This is a genomic window from Leptolyngbya sp. AN10 (genome assembly GCF_050565645.1).
Lineage (GTDB): Bacteria > Cyanobacteriota > Cyanobacteriia > Leptolyngbyales > Leptolyngbyaceae > Leptolyngbya.
Window position 1 is genome coordinate 1 of the sequence record NZ_JBNXVP010000002.1, and the last position, 16220, is coordinate 16220.

Below are 16220 nucleotides of genomic sequence, written 5' to 3' on the forward strand. Positions count from 1 at the left end.
GGTACATAGTAAAATCAGATGCAAGGTTTTTGCACGGTTTATAGTGCTTTATCTTGCATTTTATCAGCAATTTATCCCGCTGAAATTCAGTCCTAGAAAGCTTCTTAGACTTCCTCAGCAAGCCCTAGATAATCCAAATTCCTTGGCGACGTGCCCATTCAACCACGTTCTGTAATCTTGGTATCATGGCTTGAATTGCAGACACATCCGCCTTAAGATTTGCACTACAAAAACCAGTACGATCGCAGAAATCAATTTGCATATCAATCACAAGCAGTGCCGTCTGTGATACTTCAAATTCAAATGGATGCTGTCGAGTTAGAACTGTTCTTTTAGTCATCATACTTTGAACGTAGAACAATGATTGCGATCAAGTTGCAATCCGCGATACTGAATTTAAAGATCAGGAGATCAATCATGGCGCGATTAAGTGGAAAGATTGCTTTAATCACTGGTGTAAGTGCAGGAATTGGACTTGCTGCCGCGCGATTGTTTGCATCAGAAGGCGCATTTGTGTTTGGAGTCGATCGAACTGTTGAAGCAGGACAGACATTAGCCAAGGAACTCAACGAACAAGGGCTAAAGTTTGAGTTTTTTGCCGCAGATTTATCCGATCGACAAACCGCGATCGCAGTGGTAGAACAGTGTTATCAACGCTACAACCGAATTGATATCCTCTACAACAATGCGGGAATTTCATCGATCGAGCCTTTCACCGCTGTCACGCCTGAGACTCTAGAGAAACTATTTGCTGTCAACTTCATGGCAACCTTTTATCTGTGTCAGCAAGTCATTCCACACATGCAGCAACAAAAAAGCGGTGTAATTATCAATACTGCTTCTGAGCTTGCGATCGTAGCTCAACCTTTATATTCTGCTTACTGTGCTACGAAAGGAGCCGTTCTATCTCTGACTCGTGCGCTGGCGCTAGAATATGCACGAGAAAACATTCGGATCAATGCACTCTGTCCAGGACCGATCGACACAGCACTGCTAAATCAAGAATTTGAGCAAGAAGCTGACCCAATCAAAGCGAAAGCCGAGAGTGTTGCCTCTATGCCGATCGGAAGATTGGGAACACCCGAAGAAATCGCTCAAGTCGCATTATTTCTGGCGAGTGATGCACCTCAGTTAATGCAGGGAGCCGCCCTACTAATCGATGGTGGAAAAACTATCATATAAGTAGATGGGTGAGATTAATCGTAAGATGCGTTTCGACTCCGCTCAACGCGCAACACCCGATTCTTCGAGGGTTGAGCGCAGTCGAAACCCAAACCCAACGAGCGGTTTAATTTGGCTCTCCTACTTAGTAGCTTTTAATACAGTTTTATGCTCTATCTTTGTCCATATTTACATCTGTCTCTGATTCATGCTAGAAGTCTTGGCAGACAGATTCAAGACACTACAAATTTGCTTCTAGGGTTCCGATTCAGTTTGAATGTCTGGTCCGAGAGAAGCCGCTGTTCTGAACAGGACAGCTACACGGAGGGAGAAAAGCCCGGGAGAGCCAACCAGCAGGACGATCGCTGAAGGCTTCCTGGGCTTTTGCAGTTTCAAAAAGGAGTTGGTGATGTCCCCAGATACAACGATTGATGCAGCCCTAATTGCTCGTGATGAAACGATTCCAGGCGGTGCTTACTGGTCGCAGATTGTTCCACGCGGGCGAACACTGCGAATCATGGCTCCAGAAGGATCGAGCGGCGTAGCAATGCTCTGTTACAACGCGGATAACTCGATCGAGCGATACAACGCTGCTGATACTGCAAAAATTCAGTTCAATGCGTTTCTGAAAAAAGGCATGGTGCTTTACTCCGACATGGGGCGCGTTCTGTTCTCCATTACTGAAGATACTTGTGGCTATCACGATACTTTAGGTGGCTGTAGTAACCTTGCAACCAATGCAAAGTATGGTGACGGGGACTATAAGAATTCACGCGATAATTTTATGCTTGCCTTGATCAAACGCAATCTTGGCAAAAAAGATATCATGCCAAACCTCAATCTCTTTACTCGGATTAGCGTTGAGCGGAATGGGAACTTGATATGGTCAGGCAAAACCGCACAGCCTGGAGACTTCATTGATTTACGAGCAGAGATGAATGTCTTAGTTGTTCTCTCAAATTGTCCGCATCCGCTCGATCCGAACTATGATCCGAAACCGATTCGTGCGATCGTATGGAATTCTCCAGACCCCACCTCGGATGATCCCTGCCGGACTGCGAATCCAGAAGTGCTGCGAGGCTTCCAAAATACGGATGCGATTTTTGCTTAATTTAGGAGTGTGAATGATGACTACGATCGATGTTCAGCTTGATCCAAAGTTAGCGATTTATGATCAAGTGCTGCCTGCTCGTAAGCCTTGGGCGAAAGTGATCAAAAAAGGACAAGTTCTTCGCATTGTTGATCTCGGTGGCAATCAAGCCGTTGATTTTCTCGTTTACAATGCCGATGATACGAGCGAGCGCTACAGTGCCCCCGACACAATCCGTGCACAGGGAAACATCTTTATCACCACGGGCACAAAGCTTTACTCAAATGACGGAAATGTTTTGATGACGGTGCTAAATGATACTTGTGGCAAACATGATACCTCTGGAGGAGCTTGTAGCTGCGAAAGTAACTCAGTTCGATTTGGCTTAGATAAAAAATGGCAACATGCTTGCGTGGAAAACTTTCTTTATGCGCTGAAAGATTACGGCATGGGTAAGCGAGACATGACGAGCAACATCAACTTTTTCATGAATGTTCCCGTGAGTGAAGATGGAACGCTTGAGATTGTTGATGGAATCTCTGATCCGGGTAGCATTGTTGATTTGCGGGCTGAAATGAATACCTTAGTCGTAATCTCCAATTGTCCTCAGATGAACAATCCGTGTAATGGCTACAATCCGACTCCGATTCAATTGATTGTGTGGGATAGCATCTAATGTTTGAGAAAGTTCTGATTGCCAATCGTGGAGAAATCGCCTGTCGGATTATTCGGACACTCGATCGATTAAATATTGCTTCGGTTGCCGTCTACTCTGAGGCGGATCAGTACACTCCTTTCGTGTCGATGGCAACGGAATCGATCGCGATCGGGTCTGCATTGGCATCAGACAGCTATCTCAGATGGGATCGAATTCTCGAAGCGGCTCAAACAACAGGAGCACAAGCAATTCATCCGGGCTACGGATTTTTGAGCGAGAATGCTGAATTTGCGGAAGCTTGTGCAGCAGCGGGAATTGTGTTCATTGGACCGACTCCTGAGCAAATGCGAAGCTTCGGACTAAAACACACGGCACGAGAACTTGCTGCCCAAAATCAAGTGCCCTTACTACCAGGAACTTCGTTATTAGAGAGTGTTGAACAAGCACAAATTGAGGCGGAGCGAATTGGCTATCCGGTCATGCTGAAAAGTACAGCCGGAGGAGGTGGAATCGGGCTACAGCTTTGTCGGAGTCAAGACCAACTGGCTGAACTATTTCAAACCGTACAACGCCTTGGCCAGAACAATTTTAAGCAGGGTGGAATCTATCTAGAACGCTATGTAGAAAAAGCACGTCATATTGAGGTGCAAGTGTTTGGGGATGGACAAGGGCGAGTAATTGCACTGGGCGATCGAGATTGTTCAATCCAACGTCGCAATCAAAAAGTCATCGAAGAAACTCCCGCACCTGGAATTCGTGATGAACTTCGCGAACAGCTTTACGATGCAGCATTGCGACTCACGAAAGCTGTAAATTATCAATCGGCAGGCACAGTCGAATTTGTGTTTGATGTCGATCGACAATCTTTCTATTTTCTAGAAGTCAACACTCGTCTACAAGTCGAACATGGTGTAACAGAAGCAGTCACCGGAGTTGATTTAGTCGAGTGGATGATTCGGTTAGCATCGGGAGATAGTAGCTTTCTACATCAGCCTAGAACTCAAGGATATTCGATCGAGGTTCGTCTCTATGCTGAAGATCCGGGTAAGAACTTTCAGCCGAGTTCTGGAACATTAACCGAAGTCACTTTTCCCGACTCGATTCGCTGTGATAGTTGGATCAAACGGGGGATTGAGATTACACCTTACTATGATCCGCTGATTGCAAAATTGATTGCTCATGCAGATTCGAGAGAAAGTGCGATCGCTCAATTAACGACAGCATTAGAGCGTTCAACCGTTGCGGGAATTGAGACGAATCTAGATTATTTACAGCAAGTTTTGGCAAGTTCGGAATTTGCGATCGCGAATCTCAGTACTCGGTTTCTCGACTCTTTTCACTATTCACCGAACTCGATCGAAGTGCTTTCCCCTGGCACATTCAGCACGATTCAAGACTATCCGGGACGAATGCACTATTGGAACGTGGGAGTCCCGCCATCAGGACCGATGGATCATCTCGCGTTTCGACTTGCTAATCGTATCTTAGGAAATCCAGAATTTTGTGCGGCACTAGAACTTACCGTCACAGGTCCAACATTGCGGTTTAATTGCAACACTGTGATCTGCCTAACAGGTGCGCCGATGCAAGCAGAACTGGATGGAGTACCAATTCCTTTTTGGACAGCAATTTCTGTAACAGCAGGAAGCACTCTAAAGCTCACTACAATTCAAGGTGCTGGAGCGCGAACTTATCTTGCAGTACAACATGGCTTTGATGTTCCTGACTATCTGGGAAGCAAGTCAACATTCACATTAGGGCAGTTCGGTGGACATTGCGGTAGAGTTCTACGAATTGGAGACATTCTAAAGCTCAATTCATCAGATGAAACAATCAATCCAAGTTCAATTGCCCCTGAACTAATTCCAAACTATAGCTCTCATTGGCAAATTGGTGTTCTCTACGGACCTCATGGCGCACCCGATTTCTTTACCGACGAAGACATCGAAATGCTTTTCTCAACCGATTGGGAAGTGCATTACAACTCGGCTCGAACCGGAGTTCGATTAATTGGACCAAAACCAAAGTGGGCGCGTTCAGATGGCGGTGAAGCAGGATTGCATCCCTCGAACATTCACGACAATGCTTATGCGATCGGGACAATCGACTTTACAGGGGATATGCCGATCATTCTTGGTCCTGATGGTCCCAGTTTAGGAGGATTCGTCTGTCCTGCCACGATCGTACAAGCTGAACTCTGGAAAATTGGACAGCTTAAACCCGGTGATAAGGTTCGATTTCAACGTTTGATACTTACAGAAGCCATTCAAAAAGAGCGAATCCAAGACGAAGAAATCAGCACTCTAAAGCCAGTTACACCCATTGAAGTTCCAAGTTCTAAACTCCCAAATCGTGCGATTTTGCATGAGATTCCAGCATCTTCAGAACAGCTTGCCGTGAAGTACCGCCGCTCTGGAGATAAGTATCTATTAGTAGAATACGGTGACTTAGTACTTGATCTGAATCTACGCTTCCATGTTCATGCTCTGATGACTTGGTTACTTGAGCATCCACAAGCTGGAATTTTAGATTTAACACCAGGAATACGATCGCTACAAATTCACTACGACAGCCGCGTTTTATCATTAGATCAGTTGCTCGATGTTCTAATCGCAGCAGAACAGGAACTTTCTACGATCGACGATCTCGAAATCCCGACCCGCATTGTTCATCTTCCGCTGTCGTGGGATGACGAATCGACCCAACTCGCGATCGAGAAATATGTGCGATCGGTGAATCCTCATGCTCCGTGGTGTCCGAACAACATTGAATTCATTCGTCGCATCAATGGACTAGAAACAATTGAACAAGTTCGCGAAATCGTTTTTAATGCCAGCTACTTAGTTCTCGGTTTAGGTGATGTCTACTTAGGTGCTCCTGTTGCAACCCCGATCGATCCTCGTCATCGATTGGTCACAACGAAGTACAATCCCGCCCGAACTTGGACACCGGAGAACGCTGTTGGAATCGGAGGCGCTTATCTCTGTGTGTATGGCATGGAAGGACCTGGAGGCTATCAGTTTGTAGGGCGCACCGTACAGATGTGGAATACCTTTCACGAGACTTCAGAATTTGAGCCTGGAAAGCCTTGGTTACTCCGCTTCTTTGATCAGATTCGCTTTTATCCGGTCACTGCCGATGAACTATTACAACTCCGCAAAGACTTTATTCAAGGCAGAGCAAATCTCAGAATTGAAGAGACGACTTTTAATTTGAAACAATACAACGAATTTCTTCGATCGATTGCAACCGAAACCGCAATTTTCAAAGCGACTCAGCAAGCCGCCTTTGAAGCAGAACGCGAACGTTGGGCAGCGAATCCTCTCCTAGCTCAAGTTGCTGAAGATCCAGAAGCAACAATAGAAGCGCAATCATTCGAGCTTCCTCCGAATAGTCAAGCTGTGATCGCACAAGTGCCCGCGAACGTGTGGCAAATCGTCGTTGAAAAAGGCGCAACAGTAAAAGAAGGCGATCGCTTAATCATTCTAGAGTCGATGAAAATGGAAATCACCGTAGATGCTCCAACCAATGGGACTGTTTCCGAAGTCTTTTGTAGTCAAGGGCAAATGGTATCGACTGGACAAACGCTATGTGTAATCCAGCAGGCTTGAAGAACGCTCTAAAGGTATAAAAAGTGGTTTCGATGCGTTGTAGTCCATCCCGTGATTGGAAATCGACTGAAGGGTTAATTCGGTTTACCAGCTTTGGGGCAATCTGAAAAATTTGTTACAAAGCCAAAGATTACTAGAAGGCGATCGAAATTTCTCCAGCACGATCGCTAAAGTGTTTTATGCAAATTGATAGAACGCTTAGAGCGCATTTGAAAAGTATAAAAAGCTTCCTCGCTTCGTTCCATTTCGCCCCGGACTGGAAGTCGGGGCTAACGCTGCGAAGTCCTCTAAAAGGACTGAAGACCGAACCTAATCTTGTTATTAGTCCCCTTCAGTGGACTTCGTTCTGTTAGCCCCGAATTCATTCCGGGGGCGGATCACGCAATCAACGATACGGTTCAAACATCCTCTTAGACGTGTGGACAAGAAATTCCCTTCGTGCTAATTGGCTCAATTTTTTCAGTTTTCGTATTCGCTCTCCAAGCTTGAACAATGTTTGTCCGAATATCATCGTCAGTCGCTTCTGCGATCGCAAAAATTTCTCGATCGTTGACCCCATTCAGCCGACAGAAGGCAAAGTGCAAGGCTTGTGATTTGGGAAATGTCGGGAGTTCCATCACATCCACCACTCGTACTGGAACCGCGCCGCCCCGATTCCATGGAAGTGCTCTGTTAAACCAAACCATTCTGGTGTTTCCTCGCTGCACAAGATCAGCCCGATATCGACCGCCTTTCACGACCCAGCCCCCGGTGTCTTTGAAGCCTTGAGGCAGAGTTCGATAGCCTAGCCCAATGTAGGAGCGAATGTTAGGTTGAGCAGATTGGCTCAAAGCTGGGAGAGTTGGACTCAGCAAAATTCCAAGCAAAGAGAGGGTCAGTAAACGTTTCATCAGGAATACTCCAAATTTAGCGATCGAACTTTTAGCACAGTTCTACGACGAGATAATAATTACTAATTCGCCATCGATTCTAAAATTCCGCAAAATAGCTCAATTCTTCAAATAACACGAGGTTAGCCAGCGACAGGATTCGGGCTTACTGGAGTGGGAAATATCCAGTGTCACAGTCCGAGCATCGCTTCTCAAGGACGATGTTACACTCTGGCAAACGGAAGCCTTCTCGCTCAATCTTTAGTGGCTTGAACTATGCAAGTTGAAACCAATCGCTTTCTCGATGATCTCGATCGTGTTGCTCAGATGCGCCGATCTGTTGCTCAACATCTCAATACCCTGTCTGAAACGCTATCCAACGCTGAACTTCAGGGCAAAGAAGCTTCTGGACAGTTGGGCTTAGAGCGCGAAATTGAAGATTTGTCGATCGCGGCTCAAACGCTCAAGCAGGGAGTGTTTCGCTTGCTGGTATTGGGAGACATGAAGCGCGGTAAAAGTACGTTTCTCAATGCCTTAATCGGTGAAAATCTACTGCCTAGCGATGTTAATCCCTGTACTGCATTGCTCACGGTGCTAACTTATGGAGCAGAAAAGCGAGTGACGGTGCATTTCAATGATGGCAAAGCACCAGAACAGATCGATTTTGCGAGTTTCAAAGTGCGATATACAATCAGCCCAGAAGAAGCAAAAGACTTGGAGCAGAAGAAACAACAAGCCTTTCCGGATGTGAGTCATGCGATCGTGGAATATCCGCTGCCGCTTCTAGAAAAAGGAATCGAGATTGTTGATAGTCCAGGATTGAATGATACTGAAGCACGAAATGAACTATCACTGGGCTATATCAACAACTGTCACGCGATTTTATTTGTTCTCAGAGCCACGCAACCTTGCACTTTGGGTGAAAGACGCTACCTGGAGAACTATATTAAAGGGCGAGGATTATCCATCTTTTTCTTGATCAATGCTTGGGATCAGGTGAAGGAGAGCTTAATTGATCCAGATGATTCGGAAGAACTAACTGAAGCAGAAACGAAACTGCGTAAAGTGTTTCGAGCAAATTTAGCTGAATACTGTCAGATTGATGGCTATGATCTCTATGATGAAAGAGTCTTTGAAATCTCAGCCTTGAAAGCTTTGAGAAAACGAATCAAAGATAGCAATGCTGCATTAGAAGGTACGGGATTTTCTGAGTTTTTACGATCGCTGAATGTCTTTCTCACCCAAGAAAGAGCGATCGCTGAATTGCGACAGGTAAGAACTTTGGCGCGACAAACTCAGGTTCGGGTGAATGATGCGATCGCTCGTCGGATTCCATTGTTAGATCAATCGGTTAATGAATTGGAGCAGCGATTAGAGTCAGTGCAACCTCAGTTCCAGCAGCTTTCCGAAATTCGCGATCGATTTCGAGACGAGATTCGGAGTTTGCGCGATCGTAAATCGAGACAGATTGCAGATTCCTTTCGCACTTATGTCCTGAACTTAGAGAACACCTTTGAGCAAGATTTTCTCCAGTACCAGCCGCCCGAATTGCAGTTCCTCGACTTCTTCAGTGAAACAAAGCGCGAACAGTTTAATCAAGCGGCACAAGCTGGTTTTCAACGCTATGTCAATGATAAGTTCTTTGCTTGGACATTCACCGCAGAGCAAGAATTAAATGCTGCTTTTTCACAGCTTTCTCAAAGTGCGGCTAAACATGGAGCATCTTACGGAGAAGTGACACAGCAGATTACTCAAAGGCTGACAGGGCAGAAGATTCAGCCGCGTTTAAACTCCGATGGCGATGATACTCCAAGCTGGGCAAAATGGGCGATGGGATTGTTTTCTCTAGCTCGTGGCAACATTGCAGGAGCGGCACTAGCAGCAGGCGGATTTGACTTCAAGAGCATTCTGCTTAATTTAATTGCAACTTGGGGCATTGCTTTCTTGTTTGCGCCGATTCTGGGTCCGTTTGGTATCTTGCTGGCTGGACTAGGTGTGGGACTGTTGCAAGCCGAAGATGCTCGGAAGCAGTTTGCACGATCGGTGAAAAAAGAGCTAGTGAAATACTTGCCGCGAGTCGTTCAGGAACAATGGCAACCGATTTACAATGCTGTGCAAGAATGCTTTGATGTGTACGAAAAAGAAGTCGTTCAACGCATTGATGATGACATTCAATCGCGCAAAGCTGAGTTGGATAATCTACTAGAACAAAAGAAATCACGCGAAATCGATCGCACTGTTGAATTGAATCGACTGCAATCGGTGGAACGTGCGATCGCATCTGAATGTGACAGCTTAGAAACGACTTACCAATCACTCATTACCAATTAATTGCAATGTTATCTCAAGAGCTAATCGATGCTTTTAATTGCGCGATCGGGAGTTTAGAGTTAGAGTCGCGTGATTCTCTACGCTGCGAAATTGAAGCACTCTACGACTCCCGATCTGCTTTTCAAATTGCGGTGTTTGGTCCCTTTAACTATGGCAAATCCACGTTACTCAATGCCATTTTGGGAGAACGGGCTTTGCCGATCGCTCTAATTCCGACAACCGGAGCCGCTATTCGAGTCTGCTACGGTGAAATGCTTGCAACAAAGATTCGATTTACAGATGGGCGTGAAGTTGTGGAGGCAGGCACAGATGTGCTGAAACAATTCGCGATTCTGGACGACGATCGACGAATGCGAGACGATGTAAGTTCGGTTGAAGTCTTTTGTCCACACCCTTTACTGCAATCTGGTGTGGAACTGATCGATTTACCCGGAACGAACGATCGCGAAGCCCAAGACGAATTAGTTCGATCACAGCTATTCAAAGCAGATTTAGTCATCCAAGTCCTAGATGGACGAAAATTAATGACTTTGGGTGAGCGAGAACACTTGCGAGATTGGTTGCTCGATCGAGGAATCACAACCGTTATTTTTGTGGTGAATTTTCTCAATTTGCTTGAGCCTGAAGATCAAAAGCAAGTCTATCAGCGGCTTCGATTTGTGGCGGAGAGCTTTCGAGCAGAGTTGCCTGATGGAGTGAGTAACCTGTATCGCGTCGATGCTTTACCTGCTTTGAGAAGTCGATTGAAAGGAGATCAAGCAGCGGCTCAAAGTTCAGGATTACCAATCTTTGAAACGGCACTTCATACGATCGCGGCTCACTATCAATTGAAACAGACCCCGCAAACCACAAAAGTACAACGGCTGATTGATCAAGTTAGACAAGCATTACAAGTCAAGATTGATACGATCGAGACTCAAATCGCCTCTGAAACAACTGTCGCACAACAGCGATTTGAGATTCAACAAAAAGCAAAAGCCTTAATCGAAAAAGGATTTGCAGCGAGTGTTCTAGAATTTCATACCTGGTTAGAGATTGATAATCTGCTTGCGACTTATCAATTTGAAGTAGCAACGGCGCTTCAGTCTCAGACTTTTAGAACTTGGGAAACTGGGGAATTTAAGCGCACTGCGATCGACTATCAACAAGCGATCGTCAAATGGGTTCATCAAGCTTGTGAAATTTTTGAGCGCGATCGACCTCATCAATTGCTAGTTACATTTCCAACTTTAGAAATTGAGCCTCCTTCTTCTACAGAGCAAACTGGACTCTCAGATGAAGTCCCGATCGCAGTTGCAACCGGAGTCGGATGGGTACTCGGTGGACCCATTGGAGCGGCTGTTTTTGGTGGTGCTTCTTATCTATTGGACAAAGCTTTAGATCAGTTTTCTAGCACATCCGAGACGAATGCTCAGATCTATCAAGAATTGGCGAAAGAATATCTAATACACTTCAGCCGTCTCAATCTCGCTGCACTGACAGACTATCAAAAAGTTGCAGAGCGAACATTCGCGATCGACCTTTCCCAACCTCAACTCCATCAAAATTATCAACTGCAATTATTACGATCGACCTTAGAGCGATTCGACTCATTCGCAAATTGTAAAGAGATTTCAAATTCCAGAAATTCGAGGTTAAGCTATCAGTGAAATTACTAGCATTCACCAATGCAAAGTCCTTCACCGATTTGCTCATCTCCTCGATCGCTTGCGATTTCCACCCAACAATTAACGAAACGATTCGACCGACGCGCTGTTGTTAGTGATGTTCATCTCGACATTCTAAGCGGCGAAGTTTACGGCTTGATCGGTCCCAACGGAGCCGGAAAAACGACTCTGATTCGGATGTTGGCACTGATCGAAGAACCCACGATCGGAGAAATCAGCTTTAACGGTCAGCGCTTTCACCCGCGTAAATTTCCGGAGATCAAGCGTTATCTGGGCTATCTCCCCGATGATTTTCCGCTCTATGACGATCTTAATGTTTGGGACTATCTTGATTATTTCGCGAGACTGTATCGCCTGAGAGAACCCCATCGATCGCAGCGATTGTACGAAGTCCTCGAACTCGTTCAACTTACACAGAAACGCAATGCTCGAATTGCAACCCTTTCACGTGGGATGAAACAGCGATTGGGATTAGCCAGAACTGTGCTTCATGAACCGATGATTTTGCTTTTGGATGAGCCAGTGTCAGGACTCGATCCGATCGCCCGAATGCAGTTCCGTGACATCATCAAAACGCTGCAATCCGCTGGCATGACGATTTTAATTTCCTCGCACGTCTTGAGCGATTTAGCAGAACTTTGCACCTCGATCGGCATTATGGAACTTGGCTACCTCGTTGAAAGTGCATCACTTCAGGAATTGTATGGTCGCCTCAGTCGGCAGCAAATCTTAATTTCGACCTTGGGATCGTTAGATAATCTCAAACGGGAGCTTCAACAGTTTTCATTCATTCAGGGCATCGAACCACAGTCAGATAAGCAACTCAAAGTTGAATTTACAGGAGATCAAGCGACGTGTGCGGACTTACTACGATCGCTGATTCAAGCTGGAATTCCGCTGACTGAATTTCACTGTACACAAGACGATCTCGAAACCATCTTTCTCAAACTTGGACATCAACAGGCATCATAACTATGTTGGATCACATTGGAAATCTCAATCCTCAACTGCTCCGGGAACTGAAAGGGCGACTGACTTGGTGCAGTTTTCTCACAGTGATGGCTTTGTCGATCGTGGCTCAAGTGCTTTTGTTTCTGTCCTTTTATACACAGCTTCCAACCTCAGAAGATCTCAGATACTCTTGGTACTGCGCTCAAATCATCAATGGTGTCTTAACACGTGGTTGCTATGACAATCCCAAGACATTTGTGATCGATTGGGTATTTTGGTGGCAGCAGATCGCACAAACGCTTTACACAGCCATCCCCTTTCTCCTAATTGCTCCGGGAACGTATCTATTACTCAGCGATTTGCAGAACGAGGAACGCCACGGAACTCTTGATTTTGTGCGATTAAGTCCACAATCGGCAACAACGATTTTACTGGGTAAAATTCTGGGTGTTCCGATCTTGGTGTATTGTGCGATCGCGTCTCTTATTCCCTTTCATCTCTTCATCACGCTAAAAGCAGAACTACCAGTGAGCTTCTTGCTCAGTTTTTACTTGGTCATTGCAGCAGGCGCATTTTTGATCTTTAGCTTTACTTTACTGTTCGGGTTTTTTAGCAAATCGATTCTAAAACATTCCGCTCAAGCGCTTGGGGTCACGATCGCTTATGTTTTGATTGTGAGTTCTCTGTATGTATGGGGTTATCTAATATGGAATTCAGAAACCACTTGGAAAGCTCTGCTACAACAGCCGATCACCTATTTCACAAACTATGCCGATTCGTACTGGACATGGTACGGATTGCAGATTAGCAAAAATATCGCGATCGCACATTTATTCACGCTGACGAACGTTGCAATCCTATGTGCATGGATTTGGCAAGGTTTAATTCGATGTTTCCATCAACCCACTGCAACCATTCTGCGGAAACGTCAAAGCTATGGATTGGTCTTGTATCTTCAGATCGTTGTTTTAGGACTTAGTGTTCAAGATCAAAGATCTCCACTTGCATCCGACCAAGCCTTTGGTCTCATCTGGATGGCGATCGCGATGAATTTGCTAATTTTTCTCACACTCATCGCAATTCTCACTCCTCAGCGACAAGCTGTGATGGATTGGGCAAGATATCGCCGTAGTCAATCTCCAAGATCATCTCTGCTCAAAGATCTATTGCTGCATGATCAGAGTCCAGTCGGATTGTCGATCGCGCTAAACTTAGCGATCGCGTTCGGGATGTGGCGATTTGTATTCAGTTTCGAGCAGAAATGGGTTGAGGGTCGAGAAGAAACTGCAATTATGCTAGTGTTTCTAAGTCTCACATTGATGGCATTGTATGCGTCGATCGTGCAGTGGATTGTGATTCAAAGAACCCGCAATCGTAACTTTATTGCGATCGGCGTGATTGTTCTACTCACTTTCGTTCCCGCCCTCTTCGCCTCACTATTGTCGCTAAGAGATTTGATTTCAAACTCATTGAGAGACACTGTGATTCTCACATCTCCGTTTCTCTGGACGCTTGTAACGAGCGAAATTCCAACGTCAATTTGGAGTTCGTTGATTGCTCAATTTAGTTTAATTGCTGGAATCAATGCGCTGATTGCTCGACAAGTCCATCACATCGGAGCATCTGAACTGAAAGCAAGTCGATCGACAAAATTACTCTCAACTCTTGAAAAATAGAATGCGCTACTGTGAGTCTGAAAACCGATCTGAGACGCAACTCTTCTGATGAAAGCCACGATCGAGCAACTTGCCCAAGTTTCGATACTCGCCAATCTCAAATCAGAACAACTCGCCCAGTTGCTACCTGATGCAGATGTGCAGCGCTTTCAAACAGGTGAAACGATTATGCAGGAGGGCGATCGTCTCTCTGCCGCCCTCTATGCTCTGATCGACGGTAAACTGCGCGTAATCAAAACTGCCACGACCGGAAAAGAAACGATTCTTCGCACCTTGAACGCTGGAGAATTTTTCGCCGCCCCTGCTTTATTTGGAAATGCGATCGCGCCTGCAACCGTGATCGCAGAAACTTCGACTGAGGTGCTGAAAATCAAGCGGGAAACCTTGCTCAAAGCAATTCAAACTAACCCAGAAATTGCATTCAGCATGATGGCAGTGTTCAATCAACGCCTGCAACAACTTCATGAAACGGTGCATGGTTTAGTCTCCGAACGGGCGATCGTGCGTCTTGCCCGATTGATTCAAGAAACCGCGATCGAGCAGCAAATTGGCTCAGACCCGTCTGAATCTCGCATTGATCTTCAATCTCACTATCACATTGCCCGAAGAATCGGCATTACCTATGAAGAATGCGTTCGGCTATTCAAACAGCTTCACGGCGTTGTGACTTATCATCGAGGCGGAAAAATCACAATTCTCAACAAGCAAGCCTTAGACCAGATTGCCCACGGTTCGATCGGTTAGCAATTTCTTGATACGCTTAACCCTACCGCAAGAAATTCACACGAAGATGATCGACCAGAACGAATTGTTATCAAAAGCATTCCATCTAATCAATCAGTACTTAGAGGACAATTCCGATACAGCCACTCCTGTGGTGAATTACCTCAAGCCAGAATTACTTAAAACCAAAATTGATTTATCGATCCCTGATCAAGGAGTGTCGATCGACAAATTCCTGTTCCTTCTAGAAACTTACCTTCACTACAGCGTCAGAACTGGACATCGCCAATTTTTCAATCAGCTATTCTCTGGTTTTAATCTCCCTGGATTTATCGGCGAGGTCTTCACAAGCTTAACGAACACCTCAATGGCAACCTATGAAATTGCTCCTGTCGCAACATTGATCGAGCAAGCATTAATCGAGGAAATGAATTCATGGATTGGCTTTCACGGTGAAGGAACATTTGTTACAGGTGGCAGTAATGCAAACTTAGTTGCAATGTTATGTGCAAGAAATCGAGCCTTTCCAGGAGCGAAGTATCAAGGACTTTCTCAGCGTGCTGCTGTGTTTGTTTCAGACCAAGCTCACTATTCTTTTCTCAAAGCAGCGAATGTTCTCGGAATCGGATTGAACAATGTGATCAAAGTCAAAACTGATGCTAAAGGGAGCATGATTCCCGATGAGCTTGAACGTGCGATCGCGCTCACTCTCGTATCCGGTCAAACTCCCTTTTTCGTTGCTGCAACTGCGGGTACTACTGTGCTTGGAGCCTTTGATCCACTTCCTGAAATTGCTCAGATTGCTCAGAAATACCAGCTTTGGTTTCATGTGGATGGAGCTTGGGGCGGAGCAGCAATTTTTAGCGATGGTTATACCGCGCATGGCGTTCGGGCTTCTTCTCTGCTCCAAGGTTGTGAGTTAGCAGATTCATTCACCTGGGACGCTCACAAACTCATGGGGCTTCCTCTAATCTGTTCTGCAATTCTGATCAATCATCAAGGGATTCTCTCTGAAACAGTTTCTAATACGGGCACTGATTATCTATTTCACGATCATGAAAACTCAGACTATGATTTGGGTCTAACCTCGCTGCAATGTGGCAGGAAAGCCGATGCTGTGAAGCTTTGGTTAGCGTGGCAATACTATGGAAAACAAGGCTATCAGCAGCAAATTAATCGATTGTTAGAACTAGCTCAGTATGCAACTCAGAAAGTAATGGATTGTTCAGCACTAGAATTAGTTGCGCCGACACAATTTCTCAATATTTGTTTTCGCTATGTTCCAAAAGATCGATCGGATATTGATCACTTCAATCTAGAGTTACGAGATCGCTTAGTCAAAAGCGGAAAAAGCCTGGTAAATTATGCTTCAGTTAATGGCAAAACCATTCTTCGCCTGATTCTTGCTAACCCTGAAATTACACCCGTGGATATCGATCGCTTCTTTGACAACCTTTTAGAAATCGCCGGGTAAATTGCGACT

General features: G+C 45.4%; 12 protein-coding genes and 1 riboswitch. Of the genes, 10 read left to right on the forward strand and 2 right to left on the reverse strand.

The window, feature by feature from the left end:
- Window positions 1-124 precede the first annotated feature (124 nt).
- Window positions 125-343, reverse strand: coding sequence for an isochorismatase family protein (locus ACQ4M5_RS02855; protein WP_430674084.1), 219 nt, complete (start codon window positions 341-343; stop codon window positions 125-127).
- A gap of 74 nt (window positions 344-417) precedes the next feature.
- Between ACQ4M5_RS02855 and ACQ4M5_RS02860 the strand changes: the two genes are divergently transcribed.
- From ACQ4M5_RS02860 to uca, 4 genes are all read left to right on the forward strand, one after another.
- Entirely contained in the window at window positions 418-1182 is a 765-nt protein-coding gene (locus tag ACQ4M5_RS02860) for an SDR family NAD(P)-dependent oxidoreductase (protein ID WP_430674085.1), read from the forward strand.
- 223 nt (window positions 1183-1405) lie between these two features.
- Window positions 1406-1507: riboswitch (guanidine-I (ykkC/yxkD leader) on the forward strand.
- Between the two features lie 63 nt (window positions 1508-1570).
- Window positions 1571-2272: an urea amidolyase associated protein UAAP1 gene (locus tag ACQ4M5_RS02865; protein WP_430674086.1), complete on the forward strand. Its 702-nt coding sequence runs from the start codon at window positions 1571-1573 to the stop codon at window positions 2270-2272.
- A 13-nt stretch (window positions 2273-2285) separates the two neighbouring features.
- Entirely contained in the window at window positions 2286-2927 is a 642-nt protein-coding gene (locus ACQ4M5_RS02870) for an urea amidolyase associated protein UAAP2 (RefSeq protein ID WP_430674087.1), read from the forward strand.
- Window positions 2927-6520 (forward strand): urea carboxylase, encoded by a 3594-nt coding sequence (gene uca / locus ACQ4M5_RS02875; protein WP_430674088.1) that lies wholly within the window; start codon window positions 2927-2929, stop codon window positions 6518-6520. The genes ACQ4M5_RS02870 and uca overlap by 1 nt, the downstream gene beginning before the upstream one ends.
- 410 nt (window positions 6521-6930) lie before the next feature.
- Here the strand turns inward: uca and ACQ4M5_RS02880 are convergent, their stop codons facing one another.
- Complete coding sequence (locus ACQ4M5_RS02880) at window positions 6931-7410, reverse strand: hypothetical protein (RefSeq protein ID WP_430674089.1); 480 nt, start codon at window positions 7408-7410, stop codon at window positions 6931-6933.
- A 255-nt stretch (window positions 7411-7665) separates the two neighbouring features.
- Here ACQ4M5_RS02880 and ACQ4M5_RS02885 point away from each other — a divergent pair, with 255 nt between their 5' ends.
- The 6 genes from ACQ4M5_RS02885 to ACQ4M5_RS02910 are packed head-to-tail and all read left to right on the forward strand — an operon-like array spanning window position 7666 to window position 16211.
- The gene (locus ACQ4M5_RS02885; RefSeq protein ID WP_430674090.1) at window positions 7666-9720 is read left to right on the forward strand and encodes a dynamin family protein; all 2055 of its coding nucleotides are present in this window, start codon (window positions 7666-7668) and stop codon (window positions 9718-9720) included.
- A gap of 5 nt (window positions 9721-9725) precedes the next feature.
- Window positions 9726-11369: a dynamin family protein gene (locus tag ACQ4M5_RS02890; RefSeq protein WP_430674091.1), complete on the forward strand. Its 1644-nt coding sequence runs from the start codon at window positions 9726-9728 to the stop codon at window positions 11367-11369.
- 18 nt (window positions 11370-11387) lie between these two features.
- Complete coding sequence (locus ACQ4M5_RS02895; protein WP_430674092.1) at window positions 11388-12359, forward strand: ABC transporter ATP-binding protein; 972 nt, start codon at window positions 11388-11390, stop codon at window positions 12357-12359.
- 2 nt (window positions 12360-12361) lie between these two features.
- Window positions 12362-14014, forward strand: a complete 1653-nt coding sequence (locus tag ACQ4M5_RS02900; protein ID WP_430674093.1) for a hypothetical protein — start codon at window positions 12362-12364, stop codon at window positions 14012-14014.
- A 48-nt stretch (window positions 14015-14062) separates the two neighbouring features.
- Window positions 14063-14758, forward strand: a complete 696-nt coding sequence (locus tag ACQ4M5_RS02905; RefSeq protein ID WP_430674094.1) for a Crp/Fnr family transcriptional regulator — start codon at window positions 14063-14065, stop codon at window positions 14756-14758.
- A gap of 46 nt (window positions 14759-14804) precedes the next feature.
- A complete protein-coding gene (locus tag ACQ4M5_RS02910) occupies window positions 14805-16211 on the forward strand; it encodes a pyridoxal phosphate-dependent decarboxylase family protein (protein WP_430674095.1) in 1407 nt (468 codons plus the stop codon).
- The last annotated feature ends 9 nt before the right edge of the window (window positions 16212-16220 follow it).

Excerpts from the sequence above, each read along its gene's own strand:
- ACQ4M5_RS02855 (WP_430674084.1), bottom strand. The coding sequence starts at position 343 with ATGATGACTAAAAGAACAGTTCTAACTCGACAGCATCCATTTGAATTT.
- ACQ4M5_RS02860 (WP_430674085.1), top strand. The coding sequence starts at position 418 with ATGGCGCGATTAAGTGGAAAGATTGCTTTAATCACTGGTGTAAGTGCA.
- ACQ4M5_RS02865 (WP_430674086.1), top strand. The coding sequence starts at position 1,571 with ATGTCCCCAGATACAACGATTGATGCAGCCCTAATTGCTCGTGATGAA.
- ACQ4M5_RS02870 (WP_430674087.1), top strand. The coding sequence starts at position 2,286 with ATGATGACTACGATCGATGTTCAGCTTGATCCAAAGTTAGCGATTTAT.
- uca (WP_430674088.1), top strand. The coding sequence starts at position 2,927 with ATGTTTGAGAAAGTTCTGATTGCCAATCGTGGAGAAATCGCCTGTCGG.
- ACQ4M5_RS02880 (WP_430674089.1), bottom strand. The coding sequence starts at position 7,410 with ATGAAACGTTTACTGACCCTCTCTTTGCTTGGAATTTTGCTGAGTCCA.
- ACQ4M5_RS02885 (WP_430674090.1), top strand. The coding sequence starts at position 7,666 with ATGCAAGTTGAAACCAATCGCTTTCTCGATGATCTCGATCGTGTTGCT.
- ACQ4M5_RS02890 (WP_430674091.1), top strand. The coding sequence starts at position 9,726 with ATGTTATCTCAAGAGCTAATCGATGCTTTTAATTGCGCGATCGGGAGT.
- ACQ4M5_RS02895 (WP_430674092.1), top strand. The coding sequence starts at position 11,388 with ATGCAAAGTCCTTCACCGATTTGCTCATCTCCTCGATCGCTTGCGATT.
- ACQ4M5_RS02900 (WP_430674093.1), top strand. The coding sequence starts at position 12,362 with ATGTTGGATCACATTGGAAATCTCAATCCTCAACTGCTCCGGGAACTG.
- ACQ4M5_RS02905 (WP_430674094.1), top strand. The coding sequence starts at position 14,063 with ATGAAAGCCACGATCGAGCAACTTGCCCAAGTTTCGATACTCGCCAAT.
- ACQ4M5_RS02910 (WP_430674095.1), top strand. The coding sequence starts at position 14,805 with ATGATCGACCAGAACGAATTGTTATCAAAAGCATTCCATCTAATCAAT.